This window comes from Phyllobacterium brassicacearum, assembly GCF_003010955.1.
Classification (GTDB): Bacteria; Pseudomonadota; Alphaproteobacteria; order Rhizobiales; family Rhizobiaceae; genus Phyllobacterium; species Phyllobacterium brassicacearum.
Window position 1 is genome coordinate 108518 of record NZ_PGGO01000006.1, and the last position, 22917, is coordinate 131434.

Here is a 22917-nt window from a genome sequence, read left to right on the forward strand (position 1 = left end):
CCACTAGTACAACACAGGCATCCGTCCTATATTTGCGTCGGCGCTCTGCGCTTCTCGACAGGAGAGACTTATTCCCCGGGGCCTTAATGATCCCTTAGGGAGCTGTCACTGAGGAGGCCCGTGGGCTTCTTCACACGGCGCCCACCTACTTTGTAGGTACCCGGGATCGACTTCTCCATCGGTTGTGTGGACGCCGCTTTTTATTCCGTGCTCATCCCGAGCTGGCGTTTGCTGCCGGCGCCTCATGAGATTCACTGTGAAGCACCATTCCCCCATCAAAGAACTGAAGAAAAATCTGCGGCTGGAAGCCTTGGGCCGGCGCGATATCCTTGATGTCGGATATCGAATCGAGGCGTCGATGCGGATCGCGGACATTGGCCTGTCAGATTTTGAACTTGAGAGGGGAGCCATCGTCTCCGGATTCTGGCCCATCCGCTCGGAAGTGGATTTGCGCCCATTGCTTTTCGGATTTCGTGAGCGTGGAGCCCGGCTCTGCCTACCGGTAATCATCGACAAGCAGACTATTCTGTTCCGCGAGCTGGTGCGGGGAGTGCCCATGGTCGAGACCGGATTTGGCACGGCGGGGCCGCCGGAGGATGCTGTTGTTCTTGACCCTACTTTCATGCTGGTGCCCCTCGCGGCCTTTGATGCGCGCGGGCATCGTATCGGCTATGGAGCGGGCTATTATGACCGCGCAATTGCGCGCTTGCAGGAGATAGGTGTCAATCCGCGGCTGATCGGCGTGGCGTTCGACTGTCAGGAGGTCGAAATCGTACCCGATGAGCCGCACGACATGCCACTGGAGGCCATCCTGACTGAAAGCGGGTTGCGCCGATTTGGCAGGACCGATAAAGCCAGTTAACAATTGCAAACCCGCGAGGCTTAGAGGCTTTGGAAACGGGAGTGTCGTATCAGGATGTGCACGCGTGAGATTACTTTTTCTTGGTGACATGGTTGGGCGCTCGGGCCGAACGGCCGTCTATGAGCAATTACCGGGTCTGATATCCGATCTGAAACTCGACTTCACCATTGTCAACGGCGAGAACGCCGCGGGCGGCTTTGGCATCACCGAGGAAATCTTCCACGATACGATCAATGCCGGCGCTGACGTCGTCACGACGGGTAATCACGTCTGGGATCAGCGCGAGGCGCTGGTCTTCGCGGCGCGGGAACAACGCTTTCTGCGTCCGGCGAATTTTCCGCTCGGCACGGCGGGAAAGGGTTCGGGGGTGTTTCTTGCCAAGAACGGCGCCCGGGTTCTCGTTTCAAACATCATGGGCCGGGTTTTCATGCACCCGGACCTGCATGACCCCTTCACGATCGCCGAGGAAATCCTGGCCGCATGTCCGCTGGGCGAACAGGCCGATGCAGTGGTCTTTGATTTCCATGCGGAAGCCACCAGTGAAAAGCAGTGTTTCGGTCATTTTGTCGACGGCCGCGCCAGCTTTGTCGTTGGTACCCACACGCATGTGCCTACGGCAGATGCCCAGATCCTGAACGGTGGCACCGCCTATATGTCCGATGCGGGCATGTGCGGTGATTACGATTCATCGCTGGGAATGGACAAGGAAGAGCCGCTCAACCGCTTTCTGTCAAAAGTGCCGAAGGGCAGGTTTGAAGCGGCAAGCGGCAAGGCCACGATCTGCGGCGTCGGGGTCGAGATTTCCGACCGCACCGGGCTGGCTGAAAAGATCGCGCCGTTGCGACTTGGCCCGAGACTTGAAGAAACAATCCCCTCTTTCTGGAAATGAGTCGACCGACGCTGGCGCGGCCCTTTAAGTCGTGCCTTCGGTTTGCACCATCCGGGCCAACATAGGAACGACCCCCATGGAAGCGCTTCTCTCCCACTTCGATTTCATCTTTCAGCCTGCCGGCCTCATTGCCCTTGTCACGCTTGTTGTGATGGAGGTTGTGCTAGGCATCGACAATCTCATCTTCATTTCGATCCTTACCAATAAGCTGCCGCAGGAACAGCAGGCGCGTGCCCGTCGTCTCGGCATCAGCGCAGCGCTCATTTTGCGCCTGGCCCTGTTGTTCACCATTTCGATCATCGTGCAGTTAACGGAGCCAGTGTTTGAAGCCTTCGGTCATGGCTTTTCGTGGCGCGACATGATCCTGATCGCTGGCGGTCTCTTCCTGGTGTGGAAGGCGACGAAGGAAATTCATCACACAGTCGATCATGAGGATGCCAAGGATGATGTGATCGGCAAGGCGGTCAATCTGACGATGGGCGCGGCGATCACACAGATTTTGGTGCTCGATCTCGTATTTTCGGTGGACTCGATCATTACAGCGGTTGGTATGACCGATGAAATCGCCATCATGGTGATTGCGGTGCTGGCAGCTGTTACGGTCATGTTGCTCGCTGCCGAACCACTGTCGAGATTCATTGCCGCTAATCCAACCATCGTCATGCTCGCCCTTGGCTTTCTCTTGATGATCGGCATGACGCTGATCGCCGACGGATTTGGCTTCCACGTGCCGAAAGGTTACATCTACGCGGCGATGGGGTTCTCGGCTCTTGTCGAGGGGCTCAACATGCTGGCACGTCGAAGAAGGAAGAAAGCGCAAGCTGCAAAGTAATCAACATTTGTATAAGGACGCCATTTCAATGAATCATCACATGCTCTCCGGCGCTTTCGTTCCCCTGAAACTTGCCGATCGCTCGCTTGCGTACAAGACGCTGGCGGTGTTGATCGGCACGGTGTTTCTTGCCGTCAGTTCCTGGATCGAGGTGCCAATGTATCCGGTGCCAGTGACGATGCAGACATTCGTGGTGACCATGGTCGGCGCGCTATACGGCTGGCGCCTTGGAGGCTTGACGGTTATGGCGTGGCTCGCAGAAGCTTTGATCGGGTTTCCGGTGCTTGCTGGCGGGGCAGGCGGCTTGGCGCATTTTGCCGGACCGACGGCGGGATACCTCTTTGCGTTTCCAGTCGTAGCTGCTTTCGTTGGTTTCCTCGCTGAGCGTGGCCTGACGCGCAACCCGTTCGTCTCATTCGCGGTGATGCTACTCGGTAACGTGCTGTGCCTTGCGCTCGGCGCATCGTGGCTCGCAAACATGATCGGTTTTGAGAAGGCCTGGACGTTTGGCGTCGCACCATTCATCATTGGCGGTGTACTCAAATCAGCTCTGGCAGCGGCAACGATCGAACTTCTTCGCCGCTCAGGAATCATGGTCCGTCTCTCTTGACGATAAGACTTCGCCCGCATCACCTGCTCTGCGTGCTGACCTATGTCGGTAAAGGATACAGCCCGGCTTTTACCGCCAATTACGACAAGGTCATTTCCAGGCTTGCAGCGGGCGAAGGTATCCTGATCCAGGACGGACCTGACGATATATGCCAGCCTCTCCTGGCTTCGGATGAACCTCACTGCTTGCTTGACAGCGTCGTTGAGCGCGATGCCAAGGCAAGGCACGACGTTGGCCACCTGCTCGGCCGATCTCTCCATGCCAGCGATGTCGTCAAGCTCGACAACAGAATGCTCGGCCACATGCGCGAGGCCTTCCTGAACGGCAGGACGCGAGCTGCGTGCAGCGGTTGCGAGTGGTTTGACCTTTGCTCGGCCGTTTCAGCAACCGGCTACCGCGATACCCGTCTCAAGCTATCCTGAAAAATACTGTGACAGCTAAACACGCTTGTGCGCTGGACGAGACGCCGGTTTTTACCTATAAGGGCGCCATTCCAGAAGCATGTCTCCGCTCGGTGCCGCCCGCAGCTATATTTTGCAGGGCCCCTGACGCGGAACATCAGCAACCGTATTAAGCTCGCAGGGGTGCCATGGCAGGCCATTCACAGTTCAAGAACATCATGCACCGCAAAGGGCGTCAGGACGCCGTTCGGTCGAAAATCTTCTCCAAGCTCGGGCGCGAAATCACTGTCGCTGCCAAGCAGGGTCTGCCTGATCCGGCAATGAACCCGCGACTGCGCCTGGCCGTTCAAAATGCCAGGGCGCAGTCGATGCCCAAGGACAATATTGAGCGCGCTATCAAGAAGGCCGCAGGCGGCGATGCCGACAACTACGAAGAAGTGCGTTACGAAGGTTATGGCCCGGGCGGTGTGGCTGTCATCGTCGAGGCCTTGACGGACAATCGCAATCGTACTGCCTCGAATGTTCGGGCTGCCTTCACCAAGGCCGGTGGTGCCATGGGCGAGACCGGATCGGTTGGCTTCATGTTCAACCGGGTCGGGGAAATCACGTACAAGCCGGAAGCCGGCAGTGCTGACAAGGTCATGGAAGCTGCAATCGAGGCCGGCGCTGATGACGTTTCGAGCGATGAGGATGGCCACGTCATCCTGTGCGCTTTCGAAGATATCGGCGAGGTATCAAAGGCGCTGGAAGGCGTGCTTGGCGAAGCGGAATCGATCAAGGCGATCTGGAAGCCCCAGACGACTGCTCCAGTCGATGAGGAAAAGGCCCAGTCAGTCCTGCGATTGATCTCGACGCTCGATGATGATGACGATGTTCAGAACGTCTATGCGAATTTCGAGGTAAGCGACGAGGTCCTGGCAAAGTTGAGTGCTGCCTGATCCCAGACAGACAACTCTTGTCTAAACAAATCCCGCCAGCCGAAAGTCTGGCGGGATTTGCGTTTTTGGGTTCAGTTTACAGGGCCATCGCCGCCAATGGCTTCCATATCCGGTTCCGCGGGCACGACACCTGTGGCGCGGTTGATGAGAATGGTCACCACCCACAAGACGACACCGATGCCGATTAATATCCCGGCAATTTTGTATTGCACCGGATCGCGCCCGGTCCATGGTCCTGCAAAGAAGGCGCAGGAGATGGCACCCAGGACCGGCAGGAATGTCGGCGTGCGGAAATGCTCGTGGTCAACTGTTTCGCGCCGCAGCACGAGGACGGCGATATTGACGATTGTGAAGACGAACAACAACAGCAGCGCAGTTGTACCGCCCAACGCCGGAACCCCTCCGACGAACATGATCAGGCAAAATGCGAGGAGCGTTGTGAAAGCAATTGCCAGATAAGGTGTGCGACGCGTTGGATGTACCTTGCCGAACAAAGGTGGAAGCACATGTTCGCGGCTCATGCCGTATACCAGGCGGCTCGCCATCAGCATATTGATCAACGCGCTGTTGGCGACAGCAAACATGGTGATGAAGCCGAAAATCCACAACGGGAAATTGGGTGCACCGGCCTGCACAACCTTAAGCAAGGGTGTCTCTCCTTGTCCGAGATCAGCGGGTGCAACCAGGGTGATCGCCGATATCGATACCAGTACATAGATTGCCCCGGTTATAAACAGACCCGCGAGGAGAACCTTTGGGAAGATGCCTGACGGGTTCTTGCATTCCTCGGCCATATTGACAGAGTCTTCGAATCCCACCATGGCGAAGAAGGCGAGGGTCGTGGCGGCCATGACGGACCAGAAGACGCTGGAATCAGGCGTGGTGGCGAATTGGGTAATGCGCGATACATCACCCTGGCCCCCGAAAATGGCCCAGAGTCCAATGAAGATAATAATCAGCAGACCGGTTAGTTCGACGACGGTCAGGACAACATTGGCCTTCACGCTCTCGCCAACCCCGCGGAAATTCACGGCAGCCACGAGGGCCATGAAACCGAGCGCGACGAGCGTGATCCCGACACCCGTCTCAAGGTTGAGCTGGAATGCTCCGGAGAGGTTGGCCGCGAAAGCGCGAGACGCCGTCGATGCGGATGTGATGCCTGAGCACATGACAGTGAAGGCGACAATGAACGTGACGAAATGGATGCCGAACGCCTTGTGCGTGTAGAGTGCCGCGCCGGCTGCCTTGGGATATTTTGTAACCAGCTCCAGATAGCTGAACGCAGTGACGACTGCCACGATGAACGCCACAAGAAAGGGCAGCCAGACGACGCCGCCAACCTGTTTTGCTACCTGTCCAGTGAGGGCGTAAATGCCGGTGCCGAGAATGTCACCCACGATGAAGAGGAGTAGCAGCCAGGGGCCCATGACCCTGTGAAGACTTGGCTCAATCGCCGTCCCCGAAGCCGCGTTGCTACCTGAAGTCGTGTCGGTCATCGGGTTTTCCCTCCCTTGAAAGCAGATAAGCGTGGGAAAAAGCTATTGGCGAATCAGCAACTTGTCAAACAACCTCGCACGTCATTGCGTTGCGCCGCATCGCGTCACTGCCAATTTTGAACAAACAAAAACGGCCCCGAATGATGAACGGGGCCGTTTTGAAATCCTGCCTGCGCCGGTCTTATATACCGAGATTGGCGAAACGGCTCTTGAACTTCGACACGCGGCCACCGCGGTCGGTCAGCTGCTGCGAACCACCGGTCCATGCCGGATGGGTAGATGGGTCGATATCGAGGTTCATCGTATCGCCTTCCTTGCCCCAGGTAGAGCGGGTCATATATTCCGTACCATCGGTCATGACGACTTTGATGGTGTGATAGTCGGGATGAATATTGGCTTTCATCTGTATTGTCCTAAACTAGAGGGCACAAAACCAGAGCCACGGACGATGTGGTATGCCGGTCGGGAGCCGATTGGTAGAGATGAAGCCAAACGTCACAGGGGCGTGGGCTTCCAAAACTGTTGGCGAGCCTATACATCAGCCTTCAAGCAATAACAAGGCCGTCTGGCCGCAAAGTCGCAAAGCGATGTGAGGAAGACAGAGACAATGGCCGATATGGCTTTTGAAGAAGCGGACAGGAAGCGGCGCTCATTGAAACCGCTGCGCCGCATCTTCCCATATATGTCCCGCTACAAGGGTATGATGGCCGGGGCAATGGTGTCGCTGATCCTCGCGGCTGTGACGACACTGATACTGCCGCTCGCCGTTCGCCGGATGATCGATCACGGCTTTACCGGCGCGAACGGGGCATTCATCAACAATTACTTCGGCATGCTGGTTCTGCTTGCTGCGCTGCTCGCCATCGCTTCCGCCGGCCGTTACTATTTTGTCATCACACTCGGCGAGCGGATTGTCTCAGATCTACGCCGGGATGTGTTTACCCATCTGACAAGACTTTCGCCTGCGTTCTTCGACAGTACGCAATCGGGTGAGATTGTCTCGCGGCTGACGGCTGACACGACGCAGATCAAATCCGCGGTAGGCGCGACTGCATCCGTTGCGCTGCGCAATCTCATTCTCGCCTTCGGCGCGATCGTGATGATGATCGTCACAAGCCCCAAACTGTCGGGCCTCGTGATCGCTGCCATCCCGTTGATCATCATTCCACTGGTTGCATTCGGTCGGTCGGTCCGGCGACGCTCGCGTGCCGCGCAGGACATGTTGGCGCATGCTACCGCTTATGCGAGTGAATCCATCGTCTCGGTGCGTACGCTGCAGGCCTTCACCAACGAAAAGCTGGCAACGGGTCGGTTTGCCGCTTCGGTCGATGATGCCTTTCTTGCTGCGCGAGCCTCGGTGAAGGCGAGGGCGATCCTGACAGCCTTCGCCATCTTCATGATCTTTTCCAGCGTGGTCGCAGTCCTCTGGTTTGGTTCGCGCGATGTCCTTTCCGGTGCCATTACGCCCGGGACGCTTGGCCAGTTCCTGCTTTATTCAGTGTTTGCAGCGGGTGCGCTGGGCGCGCTGTCTGAGGTGTGGGGCGAACTCAGCCAGGCGTCGGGCGCTGCGGAACGATTGATGGAGATACTTGCCGAAGTACCTGCCATTACCGCGCCGGCCAATCCCCTCGCATTGCCTCAGCCGCCGGTTGGCTCCGTCCATTTCGAGGATGTGCGGTTCAACTACCCGACACGACCCAATGCGCCCGCATTGAAGGGTCTCGATTTCATCGTTCAGCCCGGCGAGACAGTCGCGATTGTCGGACCATCCGGTGCTGGCAAGAGCACCGTGTTTTCGCTGCTGTTGCGCTATTACGATCCGGTCTCCGGCTGCATCCGGGTGGACGGGGTTGACCTTCGCCAAGCCGATCCCTCGGATGTGCGGTCGCGTATTGCCATCGTTCCGCAGGATACGACGATCTTTGCCGCCAGTGCCCGCGACAATATCGGTTTTGGCCGGCCAGGCGCCAATGATGCCGACATAGAAAGTGCTGCCAAAGCGGCGCTCGCGCATGACTTCATCATGGCTCTCGATCATGGCTACGACACACAGGTCGGCGAGCGTGGCGTGACATTGTCCGGGGGCCAGCGCCAGCGTATCGCTATCGCCCGCGCTATCCTGCGCGATGCGCCAATCCTGCTGCTCGATGAAGCAACCTCTGCGCTCGACGCTGAAAGTGAGATGCTGGTGCAAAAGGCGCTGGATCATTTGATGGAGGGCAGGACCACACTGGTAATAGCTCATCGCCTCGCGACGGTGCTGCGTGCCGACCGCATTCTTGTCATGGAGGATGGCCGTATCGTCGAGGAGGGAACACACCAGACGCTGGTCAAGAAGGACGGGATCTACGCTAGCCTTGCCAAACTGCAATTTGAAGCAGGCGCAAATGCATTCATGGGGGCAGCCGAATAATTCTCTACCCATTCGCATTCGAATCTTTCAATGCTTTGGTTCATAGTCAGGAGAAGTGCCGGCAATGATTGCGAATGTTCTGACGGGTTTGGTGGCGCTGCTTCACCTCTATTTCATGTATCTGGAAATGATCGCTTGGGATAAGCCGCTGGGCCGGAAGACCTTCAGGTTGACACCGGAATTCGCCGCCGCCTCCAAGGCGCTCGCCATGAACCAGGGGCTGTACAACGGTTTTCTGGTTGCAGGACTGGTCTGGGGCCTGTGGCTCGGCGAGGCCGGGTTTGCGATCAAGGCGTTTTTTCTCGGCTGCGTGATTGCCGCCGGGATTTTTGGCGCACTGACAGTCAGCCGGAAGATCCTATACGTGCAAGCGCTTCCTGCACTGCTGGCCCTGCTGGCGCTGGTCTACGCTTAAGTATCAGCGCTCGGTCAATTTCAGCTCGATGCGGCGGTTGCGTGCGCGAACCTCTGGCGTGTCCCCTGGCTCAAGCGGTTGAAACTCACCGAAACCAGCTGCGACCAGGCGGTTTGCGGGAACACCATTTGCGATCAGAAACTTGACCACTGAAATGGCTCGTGCCGAGGAGAGTTCCCAGTTGTCCTTAAACTGGCCGGTTCCGGAAAGAGCGACATTATCGGTGTGACCGTCGACGCGCAGAACCCAGTTGATCTCGTCGGGAATTTCCTTCTGCAAATCAATCAGGGCAACGGCGAGTTTTTTCATTTCCTCCGAACCAGCTTCGTTCAAAACGGCTGTGCCGGAAGGAAAAAGCACTTCGGACTGGAACACGAAACGATCGCCGACTATGCGGATGTTTTCGCGGTCGGAGAGGATTTCGCGCAGACGGCCGAAGAAATCGGACCTGTAGCGATTAAGTTCCTGCACACGCTGCGCCAAGGCCACATTCAACCGCTTGCCGAGGTCGGCAATCTTGGTATTGGATTCCTTGTCTCGTGTTTCAGAGGCATTGAGGGCCTCTTCAAGGGCGCCAATCTGCTTGCGTAAAGCCATGATCTGCTGGTTGAGAATTTCAACCTGCGAAAGGGCGCGGGCGCTGATCTGTTTTTCGTTCTCAAGGCCGGTGGAGAGCTCACTGATCTTCCCTTCGGCGGCGGCACCCGCGCCCGCGCCCTGGGACAGCAAGGACTGCAGACGGGACTGCTCATTCTGTGCACTTGTGAGTGATGCCTGAAGATTGGCGATCGTATCTTCCAGATCCTGCTTGTTACCCTGCTCGAGCGACAGGAGCTGTGTGAGTTCGTTGATCTGCGAGTTGAGTCGATTGAGGACAGCGTCCTTGCCAGTGATTTCCTGACTCAAGAGGAACTGTGCCAGCACGAAAACCGACAACAGAAACATGATCGACAGCAGCAGGGTCGATAGTGCGTCGACGAAACCTGGCCAATAATCGACATGACGGATGGCCTTACGGTTGCGGACGAGAGCCATTGCTAGTTCGCCTTATCACGGGAGATTGCATCTCCCAATTTGGCAAGCGTCTGCCGAATGGACTTCTGCTCATCGGCCTGCTTCTCAACCCAATCGCGCATCATCTGCTGCTCAGTTCGCATGTTCTTCACAAGGCCCTGAATGCCTTCCGCCAGGCTCGCCAAGGCAGCGGTAGTGCGTTGGCTCGAACCGCCAGTCTCTTGGATATTCTGAAGGCGTTCGGACAAGGCCTTCAACTCGTCGGATGTACCGCTGCTGGCAGCGTCAAGCGCATGCAGATCAGAGCCAAGGTCGGTGACGCTGGACAACCAATTTTCCAGCTCTGTGTAGAAACGGTTCTGCGCCCTGCCGGCCTGCAGATCGAGAAAGCCCAGGATCAGCGAGCCAGAAAGACCGAAGAGTGACGATGAAAAGGCCGTTCCCATACCGCGGAGCGGAGACTGCAAACCTGCCTTCAGTGAGTCGAGGACGCTGTTGGCATCGCCCGCGCGCGGGTCGAGTGACTGGATCGTCTGACCTATGGAACCAATGGTTTCGAGAAGACCCCAAAATGTGCCGAGCAGACCTAGAAACACCAACAGGCCGATCAGATATCGCGAGATGTCGCGGGTTTCATCAAGACGCGAGGCGATCGAATCCAGCATCGAGCGCATCGCGCTGGTCGAAAGCGCCATTGATTGGCGTCGCCCGATCAAGGCACGCATGGGCGCAAGCATGATGGGGCGGGCATTGGGATCGTTGTTGCCCTGGCGGAACGAGTTGACCCAACGAACTTCCGGGAAAAGACGAATAACCTGCCCAAAGCCCAGGAGAATACCCACCACAAGGACGCCGATTATCAGGCTGTTGAGCCCGGGATTGGTGACAAAGAAGCCGTGAATCTGACGAAAGAGGATCGCGGCCAGAAAAGCGACGATCGCCAGGAAGATCGCCATGGACAAAAGAACGAACCGTGGGCTGGAGAGCCGGTAAGGATCATAATCATCGCCGTCCATACCCTGGCGGGTCGAACTGAAATCAGTCATTGCATCGTCTCCGCATCACCCAAATCGGTTTTGCGACCCTAACCGAATTCGTGGTGAAAATGGAAGTGCAATGGGGCAACGGTTGAATTTGTTCTGTTTGGACAATATGCAACCGGACTTGCGGATATGCCTGATTAGACTGGCTTCTTAAGCGTCTTCAGAAGGGCGCGCTGGATGGCTTCATTGCCGGCAACGATGGTCTTGCTTTCAACGACATCCTGGCCGCCATCAAGATCGGTGATGAAGCCGCCAGCCTCGCGGACCATGATGATACCGGCGCCGATATCCCATGGCGAAAGGCCGCTTTCCCAGAAGCCGTCCAGACGTCCGGCGGCGACATAGGCGAGATCGAGCGCCGCGGCGCCCATGCGGCGCACGCCGGACACTTCACCCATGACATTGCGCAGCTCGACGAGATAATTGCCATGGTGTCCTCGCCCGAGGTGGGGAACACCCGTGCCAATGACGGCATCCACCAGCTTGGCGCGGCCGGCAACGCGCAGACGGCGATCGTTAAGGAAAGCACCGCCACCACGTTCGGCCGTGTAGAGTTCGTCCATGGCCGGATTGAAGATCACACCCGCTACGATCTGCCCCTGGCGTTCGAGTGCGATCGAAACGCCGAAGATCGGAATCCCGTGCAGGAAATTGGTCGTGCCATCGAGCGGATCGACCAACCAGCGGTGTTGGCTGTCGCTACCCTCGATCACACCGGATTCTTCCATCAGGAAACTGTAGTCGGGTCGAGCCCGGCGCAGCTCGGCATGGATGATTTCCTCGGCCTTCTTGTCAGCCTGGCTGACATAGTCGCCCGGGCCTTTTAAGGATACCTGCAGATTTTGTACTTCGCCAAAATCGCGCGCCAGGGAGCGGCCTGCCTTCATGGCAGCCTGCACCATTACATTGAGAATCGCTGAACGCGCCATTTCGGTTTATTTCTCCGTAAAGTCAAAGAATGGGCGCCGAAAGGACGGCGCCCAAGCCGCTCAGTCGGCGCGGCGGATGTAGGTCAGTTCGTTGGTATCGACGATGATACGCTCGCCCGAGGAAATGAACGGCGGAACGAGAACGCGGATACCGTTTTCGAGGACGGCCGGCTTGTAGGAAGACGCGGCAGTTTGGCCCTTGACAACGGGGTCGGCTTCGGTGATCGCCAACGTCACCTGATCAGGCAGCGAAATGCCAATGGGTCGTTCGTCATAGAGTTCGACCGTGACCATCATGCCGTCCTGCAGGAATGCCGCGCGATCGCCGACGAATTCCTTCTGCAACTCCAGTTGTTCGTAACTGTCGGTGTCCATGAAAATCAGAGCTTCGCCCTGCTCATAGAGGAAGGAGAAATCCTTCTGTTCGAGTCGGACTTTTTCCACGGTCTCGGCGGCCCGGAAGCGCTCGTTGAGCTTGGTTCCATTGAGAAGGTTCTTCAGTTCAACCTGATTGTATGCGCCACCCTTGCCGGGCTTTACGGCATTGGTCTTGACGGCGACCCAGAGGCTGCCATCGTGCTCGATCACATTGCCTGGACGGATTTCATTACCGTTGATTTTCATTTGTCTATCCGGATTGGAGTTGGAAAATTGGCGCCGATTTTCACGGCGAGGCCAATATTGGCGCCTCCAAGACCACAAATTCGCGCGATAGGCAAGAGAAAGCGCAAAAACAGGCTTGCGCTATCTCTTGGCAGCTCGCGCCGATCCTCAAGCGGCAAGTGCAGTTTCAGCCAGCGAAACCCAATAGCTGATCCCGTAGGGGATGGCATCATCATTGAAATCATAGGCCGAATTGTGCAGGCCAGGCGTATCGCCATTGCCGAGGAAAACAAATGCTCCGGGGCGGCTCTCCAGCATATAGGAAAAGTCCTCAGCGCCCATTACAGGCGGCATGGTTGTGTTGACGGCGGCCTCTCCAACGATGGTTTGAGCGATGCCGATGGCAAAGTCCGTTTCGCGATCGTGATTGAATGTCACTGGATAGCCCTGGTGGTAAACCACTTCCGCCTTGCCTCCGAAGACGGCGGCAGTCGACTCAACAATCTCCGTCAGCCGCTTTTGTGCGAACTCCCTGATCTCCGGTACAAGGGTGCGGACGGTGCCACCGAGCTTGATGACATCGGGGATCACGTTGGTCGCGTCGCCGCCATTGAGCTGCGTCACCGAAACGACAAGCGCCTTCAAGGGATCCGTTTCGCGGGAAACGATTGATTGGAGGGCAAGGATAATGTGGGCTGAAATCACCACGGGGTCGATCGCGGTGTGCGGCTTGGCGGCATGACCGCTGCGTCCTGTGACTGTAATTTCAAACTCGTTGGTTGCTGCCATGATCGAACCTTTGCGGGTCGCGAATTGGCCTACGGGAAGACCCGGCGCATTGTGCATGCCGTAGACCTCGCCAATCGCGAAACGGTCCATCAGGCCATCATCAATCATGGCTCTCGCGCCAGCACCGCCCTCTTCGGCAGGCTGGAAGATAAGGACAATCGTACCCCTGAAATTACGTGTTTCCGCAAGGTATTGCGCCGCTCCCAGCAACATGGCTGTATGGCCATCGTGACCGCATGCATGCATCTTGCCCAGGGTCTTCGACGCCCAGGGTTTGCCGCTTGCTTCGGTTATCGGAAGGGCGTCCATGTCAGCGCGAAAGCCGATTACAGGACCCTCACCATGGCGTCCACGAACAAGTCCAACAACTCCGGTTTGCCCGATGCCCGTCTCGATGGTATCGCAACCGAATTCCCGCAGCTTTTCCGCAACGAAGGCCGACGTTTGGTGCACGTCGTAAAGAATTTCCGGATTCTCGTGCAGGTGGTGGCGCCACTCGGCCACGTGTTGTTGCATTTCATGAGCACGGTTAATCAGCGGCATTTTCAATTCCATTCCTTTGGTCATTTGTCGTTGTGTGTCGGAACAAGCCCGATTACAGGTCGCCTCACTGCAGTTTGTTCGCCTCCGCGATTGCTGCTTGTTTTTGCGCATCGTCGAGGCCATCCATGAACGAGTCGAGATCCGGATCGTTCAGCCCAGCGCGCTTGGCAACGATGTACCAGGCGGCGGCTTTGATTGAATCTCCTTCCACGCCAATACCGTCACGGTAAAGCTTGGCAAGCCGCGCTTGAGCCGCAACATTCCCGCCGGTCGCTGCGCGCAACATCCACCCGAAGCCCGCCTTGTACTCGTGTGGGCCACCAAGGCCGGCAACAAGCCAGCTACCGAGGTCAAGCTGGGCAGTGTCGTAACCCTTGATTGCAGCCTTGATGAGATAAAGTCTTGCCTTCGCCATGTCGCGAGGAATGGTCGGAGTGCCGTTGGCAAGCACTTGGCTGACTGCATACTCGCCATCAGGCAACCCCTTTTCGGCCGCCTTCTGGAACCAGGGGTAGGCATTTTCGACACCGGCAGGCCCTGGACGCTCCTGCATCAGGATCTGCCCATAATTGAACTGTGCCGCGGCATTTCCGGCTTCTGCGGCGGCCTTCGTCAGTTCTTTCGCCTTCTTGGGATCCTTCGGCGCGTATCTGCCTTGAAACAGGATTGCTGCATAGCGGAACTGCGCTTCCGGGATTCCCTGTTCAGCAGCTTTGCCATACCATTTCGCCGATTCTGTCATATTGACCGGCATGCCAAGACCCCGCGCCAGTATTTCGGCGAGCAGGATTTGCGCGGCGCCATCGCCGGCTTCGGCGCGGGGCAAAGCCAGATTGTAAGCGGTCTTGTAGAGGCCCCGTTGATACGCGCCGAAAGCTTCATCAGCGGGCGCCTTGCCGAAACGTGTGGGGTTGACGGCCTCTAGCGCGGGGTCGCCCGGAGATTTGGGCTTGTCCTGCTTTGCTGTGGTTTCTGGCGAGTCAGGCTTCGCCGGGGTAACCGCGGCCGGAGGAGGGGGCATCATCGCTGGTTTTGCCGGTTCGGCCGTAGCTGGTGCTTCCGTGGTCTGGGCAAACGTCGGCGGCGCCATGATAGGTAGGGCTGTCAACGTCGCTGCTAGAATGGATCGAAGATTTCCAGGAAGCACTGCCATCAACCTTTATTCCTCAAATCTCGGTGCGTGCTCATCGAGAAGCCTGTTGGCTTCCTTGATAGCAACCGCCGGATCCTTCGCATCAAATACCGCCGCACCGAGCGCGATGAATTCGGCGCCCGTCATGGCAGCCTCGGGAATGCTTTCCAGCGTATTGCCCGCCTGGATAATGCAGGGAATCTCAACCATTGATGCCCACCAATCGGCGAGTTCAACATTGCGCGGATGAGCGTCCGGCTTGGTGTCCGCGCCAATTTTGCCGAAAAGGACATAGTCGGGCTGTGCTTCGCCAATTTCAAGCGCTGTATGGCGATTCTTGATGTTGCCGGTTCCGACAATCAGCTTCGGTGAAAAGCGTTCGACGTTGCCGGCGATGTCCGCGACAGCTCCCTCAATGTGCAAACCATCTGCTTTGACTCGACCAGCGATCTGGGTGTTACCGACGATTATGGCTGCTGCGCCGGCATTCTGGATAACCGGAACTGCAGCCTCGGCGATGGTTTGAAACAGGGTCTCATCCGCTTCGTAAGCTGGCAGCAAGACTGATGCGACATCGCCGCCCGACAACGCATCCCCAAGCCGCCTCGCGAGTTCGTCCGCACTTGTGGCCGGAGGCGCAATCAGAACGATGCGGCAGCGTTGGGGTGTTGAATGGGCGTTCATGGGCTGCAACCTTACAATCGTTCTCTATAGAATGGGCAATCGTGATGGAATTCGGGCATAGAGGATGGCGGGTGGTTTGAATAGTCCCTCCTCGAACAGACATCTTCTCCTTCTTGCGTGTTCAATGCTTTGTGTATCAAATCGGGGCACAATTCCAAAAAGCATTTTTCAATTAGCCTGAGTGGGGTTAAAGCATCTGAGCGAATTCCCTCCGGCACAACGCGTCCATCTGGTCGGAACTTGCTCTTGGGTCCTCTCCTGCCGGATTCTCCCACTATGCCTGATCTCCTGATGAACCCATGGTTCTACGCTGCCGCCGTTCCAGCCACGATTCTGATCGGGCTTTCCAAGGGCGGCCTTGGCGGTGCCATGGGTCAAGTTGGCGTACCGCTGATGGCGCTGGTCATGCCGCCGGTCCAGGCGGCAGCGATTATGCTGCCGATCCTGATTATCATGGATGTGGCAAGTCTCTGGTCGTGGCGCGGATATCGCGATGCCAAAACTCTGAAGCTGATGTTACCGGGCGGTCTGCTCGGTGTTGGGATAGGCTGGCTCACCGCCTCGATTGTCACCGATGACATGGTGAAGCTGATTGTCGGCGTCATCGCGATCGTGTTTTTTGCGCGGTATGTATTTGTGAGTGCTGCCAAGCGCGCGATCGCGCAACCGCATAACGCGGGAGCCGCAACATTTTGGTCCACGATTGCCGGCTTCACAAGTTTCGTGGCGCATGCGGGTGGTCCGCCCTATCAGGTCTACGCCTTGCCGCTTCGCCAGGACCCCAGAATCTACAACGGAACCAGCGTGATTTTCTTTGCCATCATCAATGCTGTGAAGGTCATCCCATATTTTGCGCTCGGTCAATTCGATACGGCGAATCTGCAGGCATCGGCTGTCTTGGTGCCGCTTGCCCCACTAGCCACTTTCGCTGGTGCCTGGATCGTAAAACGCATGCGCGCTGAGGTGTTTTATCCGTTCATGTACGTGATGATCCTGCTCATGGGATTGAAGCTGACCTATGACGGAATCCTCAGCCTGTTATAATTTTCAACGAAAGTTGATCGGGCGAAACGCAACTTTTGCCCTATGTCAACATTACCAACTCACTACCGCCCAAGCGAGTCGCTTCCATCGAGGCCGGGAGCGAAATTGAATTTGCATGACAGGATATCGGTGAACGCTATGACACAGACTCAGCTGAAACAGCGGGATACCCGTATCGATGTTTTCCGAGCGTTGGCTCTCCTGACGATCTTCATCAATCATATTCCAGGCACGGTTTTCGAGAACCTGACCCATAAGAACTTCGGCTTTTCGGATTCAGCCGAGGCGTTTGTGTTGATTTCCGGCATTGCGGTCGGACTTGCCTACGGCTCCAAATTCGAAAGCGGCACCCGATTCCTGATAACGCTCAAGGCGTGGCGGAGGGCTGCTACGCTCTATTGCACCCATATCCTGACGACAATCGCGACTTTGGCGATCTTTTGCGCAGCGGGAATCTATCTGAAGCGTCCCGATTTCATGTCCTTCATCAATATAGGTCCGCTTGTCGATGAACCGGCCAAGGCCTTTATCGGCCTCGCCACAATGGGTCATCAACTTGGCTACAACAATATTCTTTCAATGTATGGCGTGCTGTTACTGATGCTGCCGCTGTTTCTCATGGTCGCCAGCTTCAGCATTACGGCGATGGTCACGCTTTCGGGCATTCTGTGGCTGGTTTCCGGGGTCTACCAGATCGCGCCACCAAACTATCCAACAGACGGAGTGTGGTTCCTCAATCCATTGTCGTGGCAGTTCCTGTTCGTCATCGGTATCGCCGGAATCATGCATGTGCGGCGCGGCGGCAGCATTGCTTTCAACAAGTATCTGTTCGGCCTCTCGGTTGCCTATATCCTGATCGCGCTGGTCTGGGTTCGATGGCCGCTATGGGGTATCGATACGTCGCTCGGTCTGCCGATGGTCGTTACCGGTTTCGACAAGACTTTCCTGTCGCTTACACGGCTTGCCCATGTGCTTGCCCTTGCTTATGTCATCGTTTCCGTGCCGGCAATCTCTAACCTGGCGCGCACATCAGTTGATCACCCACTGGCGCTCCTCGGCAAACACTCCCTGCCGGTATTCGTAGCAGGCACTATCCTTGCCATGGTGGCACAGGTGGTAAAGGTCATGAATCCTGGCGGTCTTTTGGATGACACGTTGCTCATCGCCAGCGGAATCATGGCGCAATTTGCCTTGGCTTACTATCTCGAATGGCTGCCGCGCATCGGTTGGGGGCGCCCGGTTCAGCAGCTTACAAAGCCGAAATCAGTGGTCACTGGCAGACCTGTTGCGGCGGCCAATATGACGCCTCCGACGAGAGCTGTGGCCTCCTGATAGCCCCTCTGAGGGTCGCGCATCAGCCCGCCTTGTGCGGGCTTTTCTTTTCGCATTCGAGAAATCGGTGGCCTCGCTTCGTGAGCATGGTTTAAGCTTGAACAATGATCGCGTTGGGAGGCGTGTATGGGTGGAATCTTTGACCAGGATTTGGAGCGTTGTGCGGCAAATCATCAACCGTTGACGCCATTGTCGTATCTTGAGCGTGCGGCCAGGGTCTATCCCAGTCGAACAGCGATCATCCACGGCTCGCAACACAGAGATTACGGGACCTTCTATCGGCGAGCGTGCCAGCTCGCATCCGCACTCGCCCGGCAGGGCATTGGCAAGGGCGACACTGTCACTGTTATGCTTTCAAATACACCTCCTATGCTGGAGGCGCATTTCGGCGTACCCATGACAAAGGCTGTCCTGCATTCCCTGAACACACGGCTTGATGCGGCAGTCATTGCGTTTCAACTCGACCATGCCGAAACCAAGCTCGCAATTGTAGACAGCGAATTTTCGACGGTCTTTCGCGAGGCGTTGAAGCTTGCCAAGGTCCAGCCAACGGTCATCGATTTTGTAGATGACCAATATCCGGCCGATGCGCCCTATCCACAGGGGGAGCGCATTGGCGATTTAGATTACAATGCGTTTATCGAGTCCGGTGATCCTGACCATGCGTGGTCGATGCCCGACGATGAATGGGATGCCATTACACTCAATTACACCTCCGGTACGACAGGCAATCCGAAAGGAGTAGTCTATCATCATCGAGGTGCCGCGCTGATGGGCTATGGCAATATCATCGCTTCAGGTATGGGGCGGTATCCGGTCTATCTATGGACGCTGCCGATGTTCCACTGCAACGGCTGGTGTTTTCCCTGGACATTGGCACTGCAGTTCGGAACGCACGTATGTCTGCGCTGGGTGAGGGCAAAGCAGATATATGAGTCGATTGCCGATCACGGCGTCACCCATCTGTGCGGCGCGCCGATTGTTATGTCGACACTGATCAATGCCCCAGCATCCGACAAGCGCACATTTCCGCAAACGGTGACATTCAACACGGCCGCCGCACCGCCGCCGGAATCAATTCTTGCCGGTATGGCGGATGCGGGATTTGCCGTTACCCATCTTTATGGACTTACTGAGACTTACGGGCCCGCGGTTGTGAACGAATGGCAGGATGAATGGGACGTGCTTGAAACGCCATCGCGGACGGCCAAGAAGGCGCGTCAGGGCGTGCGCTATGCCGCGCTGGAGGATCTTGCGGTTCTCGACCCCGAAACCATGCAGCCGGTAACTGCGGATGGTGAAACGATCGGCGAAGTGATGTTCCGGGGTAATATTGTTATGAAGGGTTATCTGAAGAACCGTCAAGCCAGCGACGAGGCCTTCGCTGGAGGATGGTTTCACTCTGGCGATCTGGGGGTGATGCACCCGGACGGCTACATCCAGCTCAAAGACCGGTCAAAGGACATTATCATTTCGGGCGGTGAGAACATTTCGTCCATCGAAGTCGAAGATGCCATCTACAAATTCCCAGCGGTCAGTGCCTGTGCCGTGGTGGCCCGGCCCGATGACAAATGGGGCGAAACGCCGCTGGCCTTCGTGGAGCTGAAGCCGGGGCATGAAGCCAGCGAGGAAGAGCTCATCGCGCATTGCCGCAAATTGCTGGCAAAGTTCAAATGCCCCCGGCACGTGCTATTCGAATCTATTCCGAAGACTTCTACGGGAAAGATCCAGAAGTTCGAATTACGTAAACGGGCCAAACTGCTCTCGGACGGGTAGGCTTCATGTCGTCACGCTGCGGCGACGATCTCAAGCTCGACGAGCCAGTCGTCCGCTAGGGTTTGAACCACGATTGCTGTTGTAGGAACGATGATTCCCTCGAGAGCGTCGACACGGGCATTCTGGTTGTCCATAGCGAAGGCCGCGTCACGCAAATAGCTCGTGACCCTGACGATATTGGCGACGGTCATCCCTGCCGACGCGAGGATCGTGCGAATGTTCGACCAGACCAGTTCCAACTGTTGAGCAAGATCAGTACCTGCTGCCCCGGCGGCGTCGAGGCCCATCGTGCCGCTTAGGTAGATGATTCGCTCCGGATTGCGGATCTCCAAGGCGTGCACATAGTCGGGCGTTGTGGGGTAGATTCTCTCGATGGGATCATGAACGATATGTTGCACGGCGTTTTTCCCTTTTTGCAGATATTCTTTCTGAGATAGATTGATAATGCTGAAGGAGATTCTGTTACAAGGAAAAACCGCGCTTTGAAAGAAGATACGAATGACGTTCGAGGTAAACGGAAGGCGAAACTGGTGCTCGACGCTTTCGACCGAAAGATATTAGGCGCGCTCGTCGAGGATGCAGGCCTGAGCTATGCGCGGATCGGCGAAAGGGCGGGACTCTCGGCGCCTGCGGTCTTCGAACGGGTCAAGCGCTTGCGTAGCGCCGGAGTTATCGAATCCGTCACAGCGCGGCTTGATGGCGAGTCGGTAGGTAAACCGCTTCTCGCCTTTGTTCACGTGGATACGACCGGCTGGGGCAAGAGCGAGCGGCTCATGCGCATGGGGGAATTTCCAGAGGTAGAGGAAATGCACTCGGTCGCCGGCGACACCGGAATGATCCTGAAAGTTCGCACGCAGGGTCCGCAGGCACTGGAGCATCTTCTCTTACAACTCTATGTAATCCCAGGCGTGACCGCCTCGCGCAGCTATGTCGTCCTCTCCACTTATCTCGACCGTCCCGTCCAAGCTGACGTCACGCTGGATTGGCCCAAACACCCCTTACCGAAGGAATGACCGTGGAAAGCAGAGAAGTGTCCTCAACTTGATTGTCAGCGTTAACCAATCGTTAAGCATTACAATCTATAAATTGATCATCCAGTTTTCTGGATTCTTACCAAGTGGTTTGGCCACTTTGTTTGACGCCTCCCTGTTAGACTCCTGAGAGCCGCCATGTTTTGCGGCTCTTTTTTTATGTTCATATCTTTTCGTCGACCCTGCCGTTAACCCTTTATTAAGGATAAACTTGCGCTCATGTGAGGATGCAGGCAGGTTGCTGGGGAATACTGCCCGCCGACTGTTGTGGTGCTCAGCTTGCTGTTCCAGTAAGGGGGTACTGCTTTGGCAAAATTGCGGATTGTGGCAGCGCATTTAGGTAACAGGGCATATGATGGCTGAACAGGAATTCCACGTGGACAACACGATACGGCTCGCAGAGCGCATGGTCCGCTCGGAGAGCTTCAATTACCTTTACGATGAAGGTATGAGCCTCGTGGAAGAAGCCGCATTCTATCTCGATGGCGAGGGCCGTGAGGAAGCAAGGCGTTTGTCCCGAACCGCTGCAACCCTCTATGCGGCCGAATCGATGCGTTTGACAACGCGGTTGATGCAAGTCGCATCCTGGCTGCTTCTACAGCGCGCGTCGCGCAGCGGTGAGATGACCCTTGAGCAGGTGCTTTCGGAAAAGGCCAAGGTCCGCCTCGACACGGACTCGGCGCCTGAGACGGTAGCTGGCTGGAATGAAATCCCGCTTTCCTATTGCGATATCGTGCATCGGTCCTTGCGTCTGCAGGCCCGCGTTCGTCAGATGGACGATGAAATCTACAATGAACGGACAGGACCTGAGCAAAGGCGGGTGCTTTCAGCCAATCCGGTCTCTGATCAGATTACGTTGCTTGCGACGGCGTTCAGCCATCGTTGAGTTCAATCTTTCGATCACTCGCATTTGTTTCTCTTTTGTTCACCTTTCTGCTGTCAACATGCATGACACATGGATAAGGTCTCGGCATGAAAGAAGCGATTCGCATCATTGGCATTGATCCCGGGCTTCGGCGTACCGGCTGGGGTATCATCGAGACGCTGGGCAACTCATTGCGCTTCGTGGCCGCCGGCACAATCCTTTCCGATGCCAAGCTCGATCTTGCCTCCCGGCTTTGCCAGTTGCATGACGGCTTGGCCGCAGTGATCCACGAACTGATGCCGCACGAGTCGGCAGTTGAGCACACCTTCGTCAATAAGGATGCGACTGCCACGCTCAAACTCGGCCAAGCCCGCGGAATTGCCTTGCTGGTCCCAGCGCTTGCGGGACTGCAGGTCGCTGAATACGCCCCGAATGCAGTAAAAAAAGCCGTGATCGGGGTGGGGCATGGTGAAAAGCAGCAAATCCATATGATGGTGAAAGTCTTGATGCCCAAGGCGACGTTCGACACTGACGACGCCGCCGATGCACTTGCTGTTGCCATTTGCCACGCGCATCATCGGCAAAGCGCGATCGGGCGCATCGCGATCGAACGGAAACTGGCGGCACTATGATCGGGAAACTGAAGGGTACAGTGGACGAGATCGGCGAGGACCATGTCATCGTCGATGTGCATGGCGTTGGCTACGTTGCCTATTGCTCGGCGCGGACACTCTCCAATTTGCCAGGGCCGGGCGAAGCGGTGGCACTGCTTATCGAAACCTATGTTCGTGAAGATCTGATACGGCTTTTTGGCTTCGGTACTGCCCTCGAACGCGAATGGTTCCGCCTGCTGCAAAGCGTTCAGGGCATCGGCGCCAAGGTAGCGTTGAGTGTGCTGGGTACGCTTACCCCGTCCGATCTCGCCAATGCCATCGCGCTGCGCGATATTGCGATGGTCAGCCGTGCACCGGGTGTTGGCAAGCGGGTTGCCGAGCGCATCGTCACGGAACTCAAGAATAAGGCTCCTGCCTTTGCCGGCGAGGCGTCAGGGACAATCGGGCTGAAACAGGAATTGGGCGAGGGCGTTGCTTCAGCGCCAGTGACCGATGCGGTGTCGGCTCTGACCAATCTCGGCTATTCACGCGATCAAGCCGCCAATGCCATAGCAGCTGCCCTCAAGAATGCGGGCGACGGCGCAGACTCGACCAAGCTTATCCGGCTTGGACTGAAGGAATTGTCACGCTAATGCGGTTGTCTGATAACGCCGGTTATGCGA

At 56.7% G+C, this 22917-nt stretch carries 25 protein-coding genes and 1 other RNA gene; 16 read left to right on the forward strand and 10 right to left on the reverse strand.

The annotated features are described in order from the left end of the window. Positions 1 to 39 precede the first annotated feature (39 nt). The 7 genes from ssrS to CU102_RS09770 all read left to right on the forward strand — a co-directional run bounded on the left by ssrS (position 40) and on the right by CU102_RS09770 (position 4532). A non-coding RNA gene (gene ssrS / locus CU102_RS09740) (6S RNA) lies at positions 40 to 196 on the forward strand. A gap of 48 nt (positions 197 to 244) precedes the next feature. Further along, complete coding sequence (locus CU102_RS09745) at positions 245 to 862, forward strand: 5-formyltetrahydrofolate cyclo-ligase (RefSeq protein ID WP_106710905.1); 618 nt, start codon at positions 245 to 247, stop codon at positions 860 to 862. A gap of 64 nt (positions 863 to 926) precedes the next feature. Continuing rightward, positions 927 to 1751, forward strand: coding sequence for a TIGR00282 family metallophosphoesterase (locus CU102_RS09750; protein WP_106710906.1), 825 nt, complete (start codon positions 927 to 929; stop codon positions 1749 to 1751). A 76-nt stretch (positions 1752 to 1827) separates the two neighbouring features. Then, on the forward strand, positions 1828 to 2583 hold the full coding sequence (locus CU102_RS09755) for a TerC family protein (RefSeq protein WP_106710907.1): 756 nt from the start codon (positions 1828 to 1830) through the stop codon (positions 2581 to 2583). Positions 2584 to 2611: 28 nt separating this feature from the next. Next, positions 2612 to 3193 carry a biotin transporter BioY gene (locus CU102_RS09760; protein WP_106710908.1) on the forward strand — a complete coding sequence of 194 codons (582 nt, stop codon included), beginning with the start codon at positions 2612 to 2614 and terminating at the stop codon, positions 3191 to 3193. Continuing rightward, positions 3190 to 3615 carry a DUF1284 domain-containing protein gene (locus CU102_RS09765; protein ID WP_106710909.1) on the forward strand — a complete coding sequence of 142 codons (426 nt, stop codon included), beginning with the start codon at positions 3190 to 3192 and terminating at the stop codon, positions 3613 to 3615. Before CU102_RS09760 ends, CU102_RS09765 begins: the two co-directional genes overlap by 4 nt. Positions 3616 to 3782: 167 nt before the next feature. After that, positions 3783 to 4532, forward strand: coding sequence for a YebC/PmpR family DNA-binding transcriptional regulator (locus tag CU102_RS09770; RefSeq protein WP_106710910.1), 750 nt, complete (start codon positions 3783 to 3785; stop codon positions 4530 to 4532). Positions 4533 to 4603: 71 nt separating this feature from the next. Here CU102_RS09770 and CU102_RS09775 read toward each other — a convergent pair whose 3' ends face one another. Then, positions 4604 to 6028 (reverse strand): APC family permease, encoded by a 1425-nt coding sequence (locus CU102_RS09775; RefSeq protein WP_106710911.1) that lies wholly within the window; start codon positions 6026 to 6028, stop codon positions 4604 to 4606. A gap of 181 nt (positions 6029 to 6209) precedes the next feature. Continuing rightward, on the reverse strand, positions 6210 to 6431 hold the full coding sequence (gene rpmE / locus CU102_RS09780) for a 50S ribosomal protein L31 (protein ID WP_106710912.1): 222 nt from the start codon (positions 6429 to 6431) through the stop codon (positions 6210 to 6212). Positions 6432 to 6635: 204 nt separating this feature from the next. Here rpmE and CU102_RS09785 point away from each other — a divergent pair, with 204 nt between their 5' ends. Next, positions 6636 to 8441, forward strand: a complete 1806-nt coding sequence (locus tag CU102_RS09785) for an ABC transporter transmembrane domain-containing protein (protein ID WP_166648492.1) — start codon at positions 6636 to 6638, stop codon at positions 8439 to 8441. 64 nt (positions 8442 to 8505) lie between these two features. Continuing rightward, positions 8506 to 8856: a DUF1304 domain-containing protein gene (locus CU102_RS09790; RefSeq protein WP_106710913.1), complete on the forward strand. Its 351-nt coding sequence runs from the start codon at positions 8506 to 8508 to the stop codon at positions 8854 to 8856. A gap of 3 nt (positions 8857 to 8859) precedes the next feature. Here CU102_RS09790 and CU102_RS09795 read toward each other — a convergent pair whose 3' ends face one another. The 7 genes from CU102_RS09795 to CU102_RS09825 form a co-directional block, all read right to left on the reverse strand. Next, positions 8860 to 9891: a peptidoglycan -binding protein gene (locus CU102_RS09795; protein WP_106710914.1), complete on the reverse strand. Its 1032-nt coding sequence runs from the start codon at positions 9889 to 9891 to the stop codon at positions 8860 to 8862. 2 nt (positions 9892 to 9893) lie between these two features. Beyond that, the gene (locus CU102_RS09800) at positions 9894 to 10916 is read right to left on the reverse strand and encodes a MotA/TolQ/ExbB proton channel family protein (RefSeq protein WP_106710915.1); all 1023 of its coding nucleotides are present in this window, start codon (positions 10914 to 10916) and stop codon (positions 9894 to 9896) included. A gap of 134 nt (positions 10917 to 11050) precedes the next feature. Next, positions 11051 to 11842: an inositol monophosphatase family protein gene (locus tag CU102_RS09805; RefSeq protein WP_106710916.1), complete on the reverse strand. Its 792-nt coding sequence runs from the start codon at positions 11840 to 11842 to the stop codon at positions 11051 to 11053. A gap of 60 nt (positions 11843 to 11902) precedes the next feature. After that, the gene (gene efp, locus CU102_RS09810; protein WP_106710917.1) at positions 11903 to 12466 is read right to left on the reverse strand and encodes an elongation factor P; all 564 of its coding nucleotides are present in this window, start codon (positions 12464 to 12466) and stop codon (positions 11903 to 11905) included. Positions 12467 to 12613: 147 nt separating this feature from the next. Further along, the gene (locus CU102_RS09815; RefSeq protein ID WP_106711061.1) at positions 12614 to 13777 is read right to left on the reverse strand and encodes a M20 aminoacylase family protein; all 1164 of its coding nucleotides are present in this window, start codon (positions 13775 to 13777) and stop codon (positions 12614 to 12616) included. 64 nt (positions 13778 to 13841) lie between these two features. Then, positions 13842 to 14930 (reverse strand): tetratricopeptide repeat protein, encoded by a 1089-nt coding sequence (locus CU102_RS09820; RefSeq protein ID WP_245425277.1) that lies wholly within the window; start codon positions 14928 to 14930, stop codon positions 13842 to 13844. 6 nt (positions 14931 to 14936) lie between these two features. Next, entirely contained in the window at positions 14937 to 15593 is a 657-nt protein-coding gene (locus CU102_RS09825; protein WP_106710919.1) for a thiamine phosphate synthase, read from the reverse strand. Positions 15594 to 15869: 276 nt separating this feature from the next. Here CU102_RS09825 and CU102_RS09830 point away from each other — a divergent pair, with 276 nt between their 5' ends. From CU102_RS09830 to CU102_RS09840, 3 genes are all read left to right on the forward strand, one after another. Then, positions 15870 to 16637, forward strand: coding sequence for a sulfite exporter TauE/SafE family protein (locus CU102_RS09830; RefSeq protein ID WP_106710920.1), 768 nt, complete (start codon positions 15870 to 15872; stop codon positions 16635 to 16637). A gap of 138 nt (positions 16638 to 16775) precedes the next feature. Then, complete coding sequence (locus CU102_RS09835; protein WP_245425278.1) at positions 16776 to 17969, forward strand: OpgC family protein; 1194 nt, start codon at positions 16776 to 16778, stop codon at positions 17967 to 17969. A 126-nt stretch (positions 17970 to 18095) separates the two neighbouring features. After that, complete coding sequence (locus tag CU102_RS09840; protein WP_106710921.1) at positions 18096 to 19745, forward strand: acyl-CoA synthetase; 1650 nt, start codon at positions 18096 to 18098, stop codon at positions 19743 to 19745. A gap of 11 nt (positions 19746 to 19756) precedes the next feature. Here the strand turns inward: CU102_RS09840 and CU102_RS09845 are convergent, their stop codons facing one another. Beyond that, complete coding sequence (locus CU102_RS09845; protein ID WP_106710922.1) at positions 19757 to 20143, reverse strand: RidA family protein; 387 nt, start codon at positions 20141 to 20143, stop codon at positions 19757 to 19759. An 84-nt stretch (positions 20144 to 20227) separates the two neighbouring features. On the opposite strand from CU102_RS09845, the gene CU102_RS09850 reads away from it, so the two are divergent. The 4 genes from CU102_RS09850 (at position 20228) to ruvA (ending at position 22887) form a co-directional block, all read left to right on the forward strand. Continuing rightward, positions 20228 to 20758 carry an Lrp/AsnC family transcriptional regulator gene (locus CU102_RS09850; protein WP_106710923.1) on the forward strand — a complete coding sequence of 177 codons (531 nt, stop codon included), beginning with the start codon at positions 20228 to 20230 and terminating at the stop codon, positions 20756 to 20758. Positions 20759 to 21128: 370 nt separating this feature from the next. Then, positions 21129 to 21662 (forward strand): protease adaptor protein RcdA, encoded by a 534-nt coding sequence (rcdA, locus tag CU102_RS09855; RefSeq protein WP_106710924.1) that lies wholly within the window; start codon positions 21129 to 21131, stop codon positions 21660 to 21662. Between the two features lie 86 nt (positions 21663 to 21748). Beyond that, complete coding sequence (gene ruvC, locus CU102_RS09860; RefSeq protein ID WP_106710925.1) at positions 21749 to 22273, forward strand: crossover junction endodeoxyribonuclease RuvC; 525 nt, start codon at positions 21749 to 21751, stop codon at positions 22271 to 22273. After that, the gene (ruvA, locus tag CU102_RS09865; protein ID WP_106710926.1) at positions 22270 to 22887 is read left to right on the forward strand and encodes a Holliday junction branch migration protein RuvA; all 618 of its coding nucleotides are present in this window, start codon (positions 22270 to 22272) and stop codon (positions 22885 to 22887) included. Before ruvC ends, ruvA begins: the two co-directional genes overlap by 4 nt. Positions 22888 to 22917 lie beyond the last annotated feature (30 nt).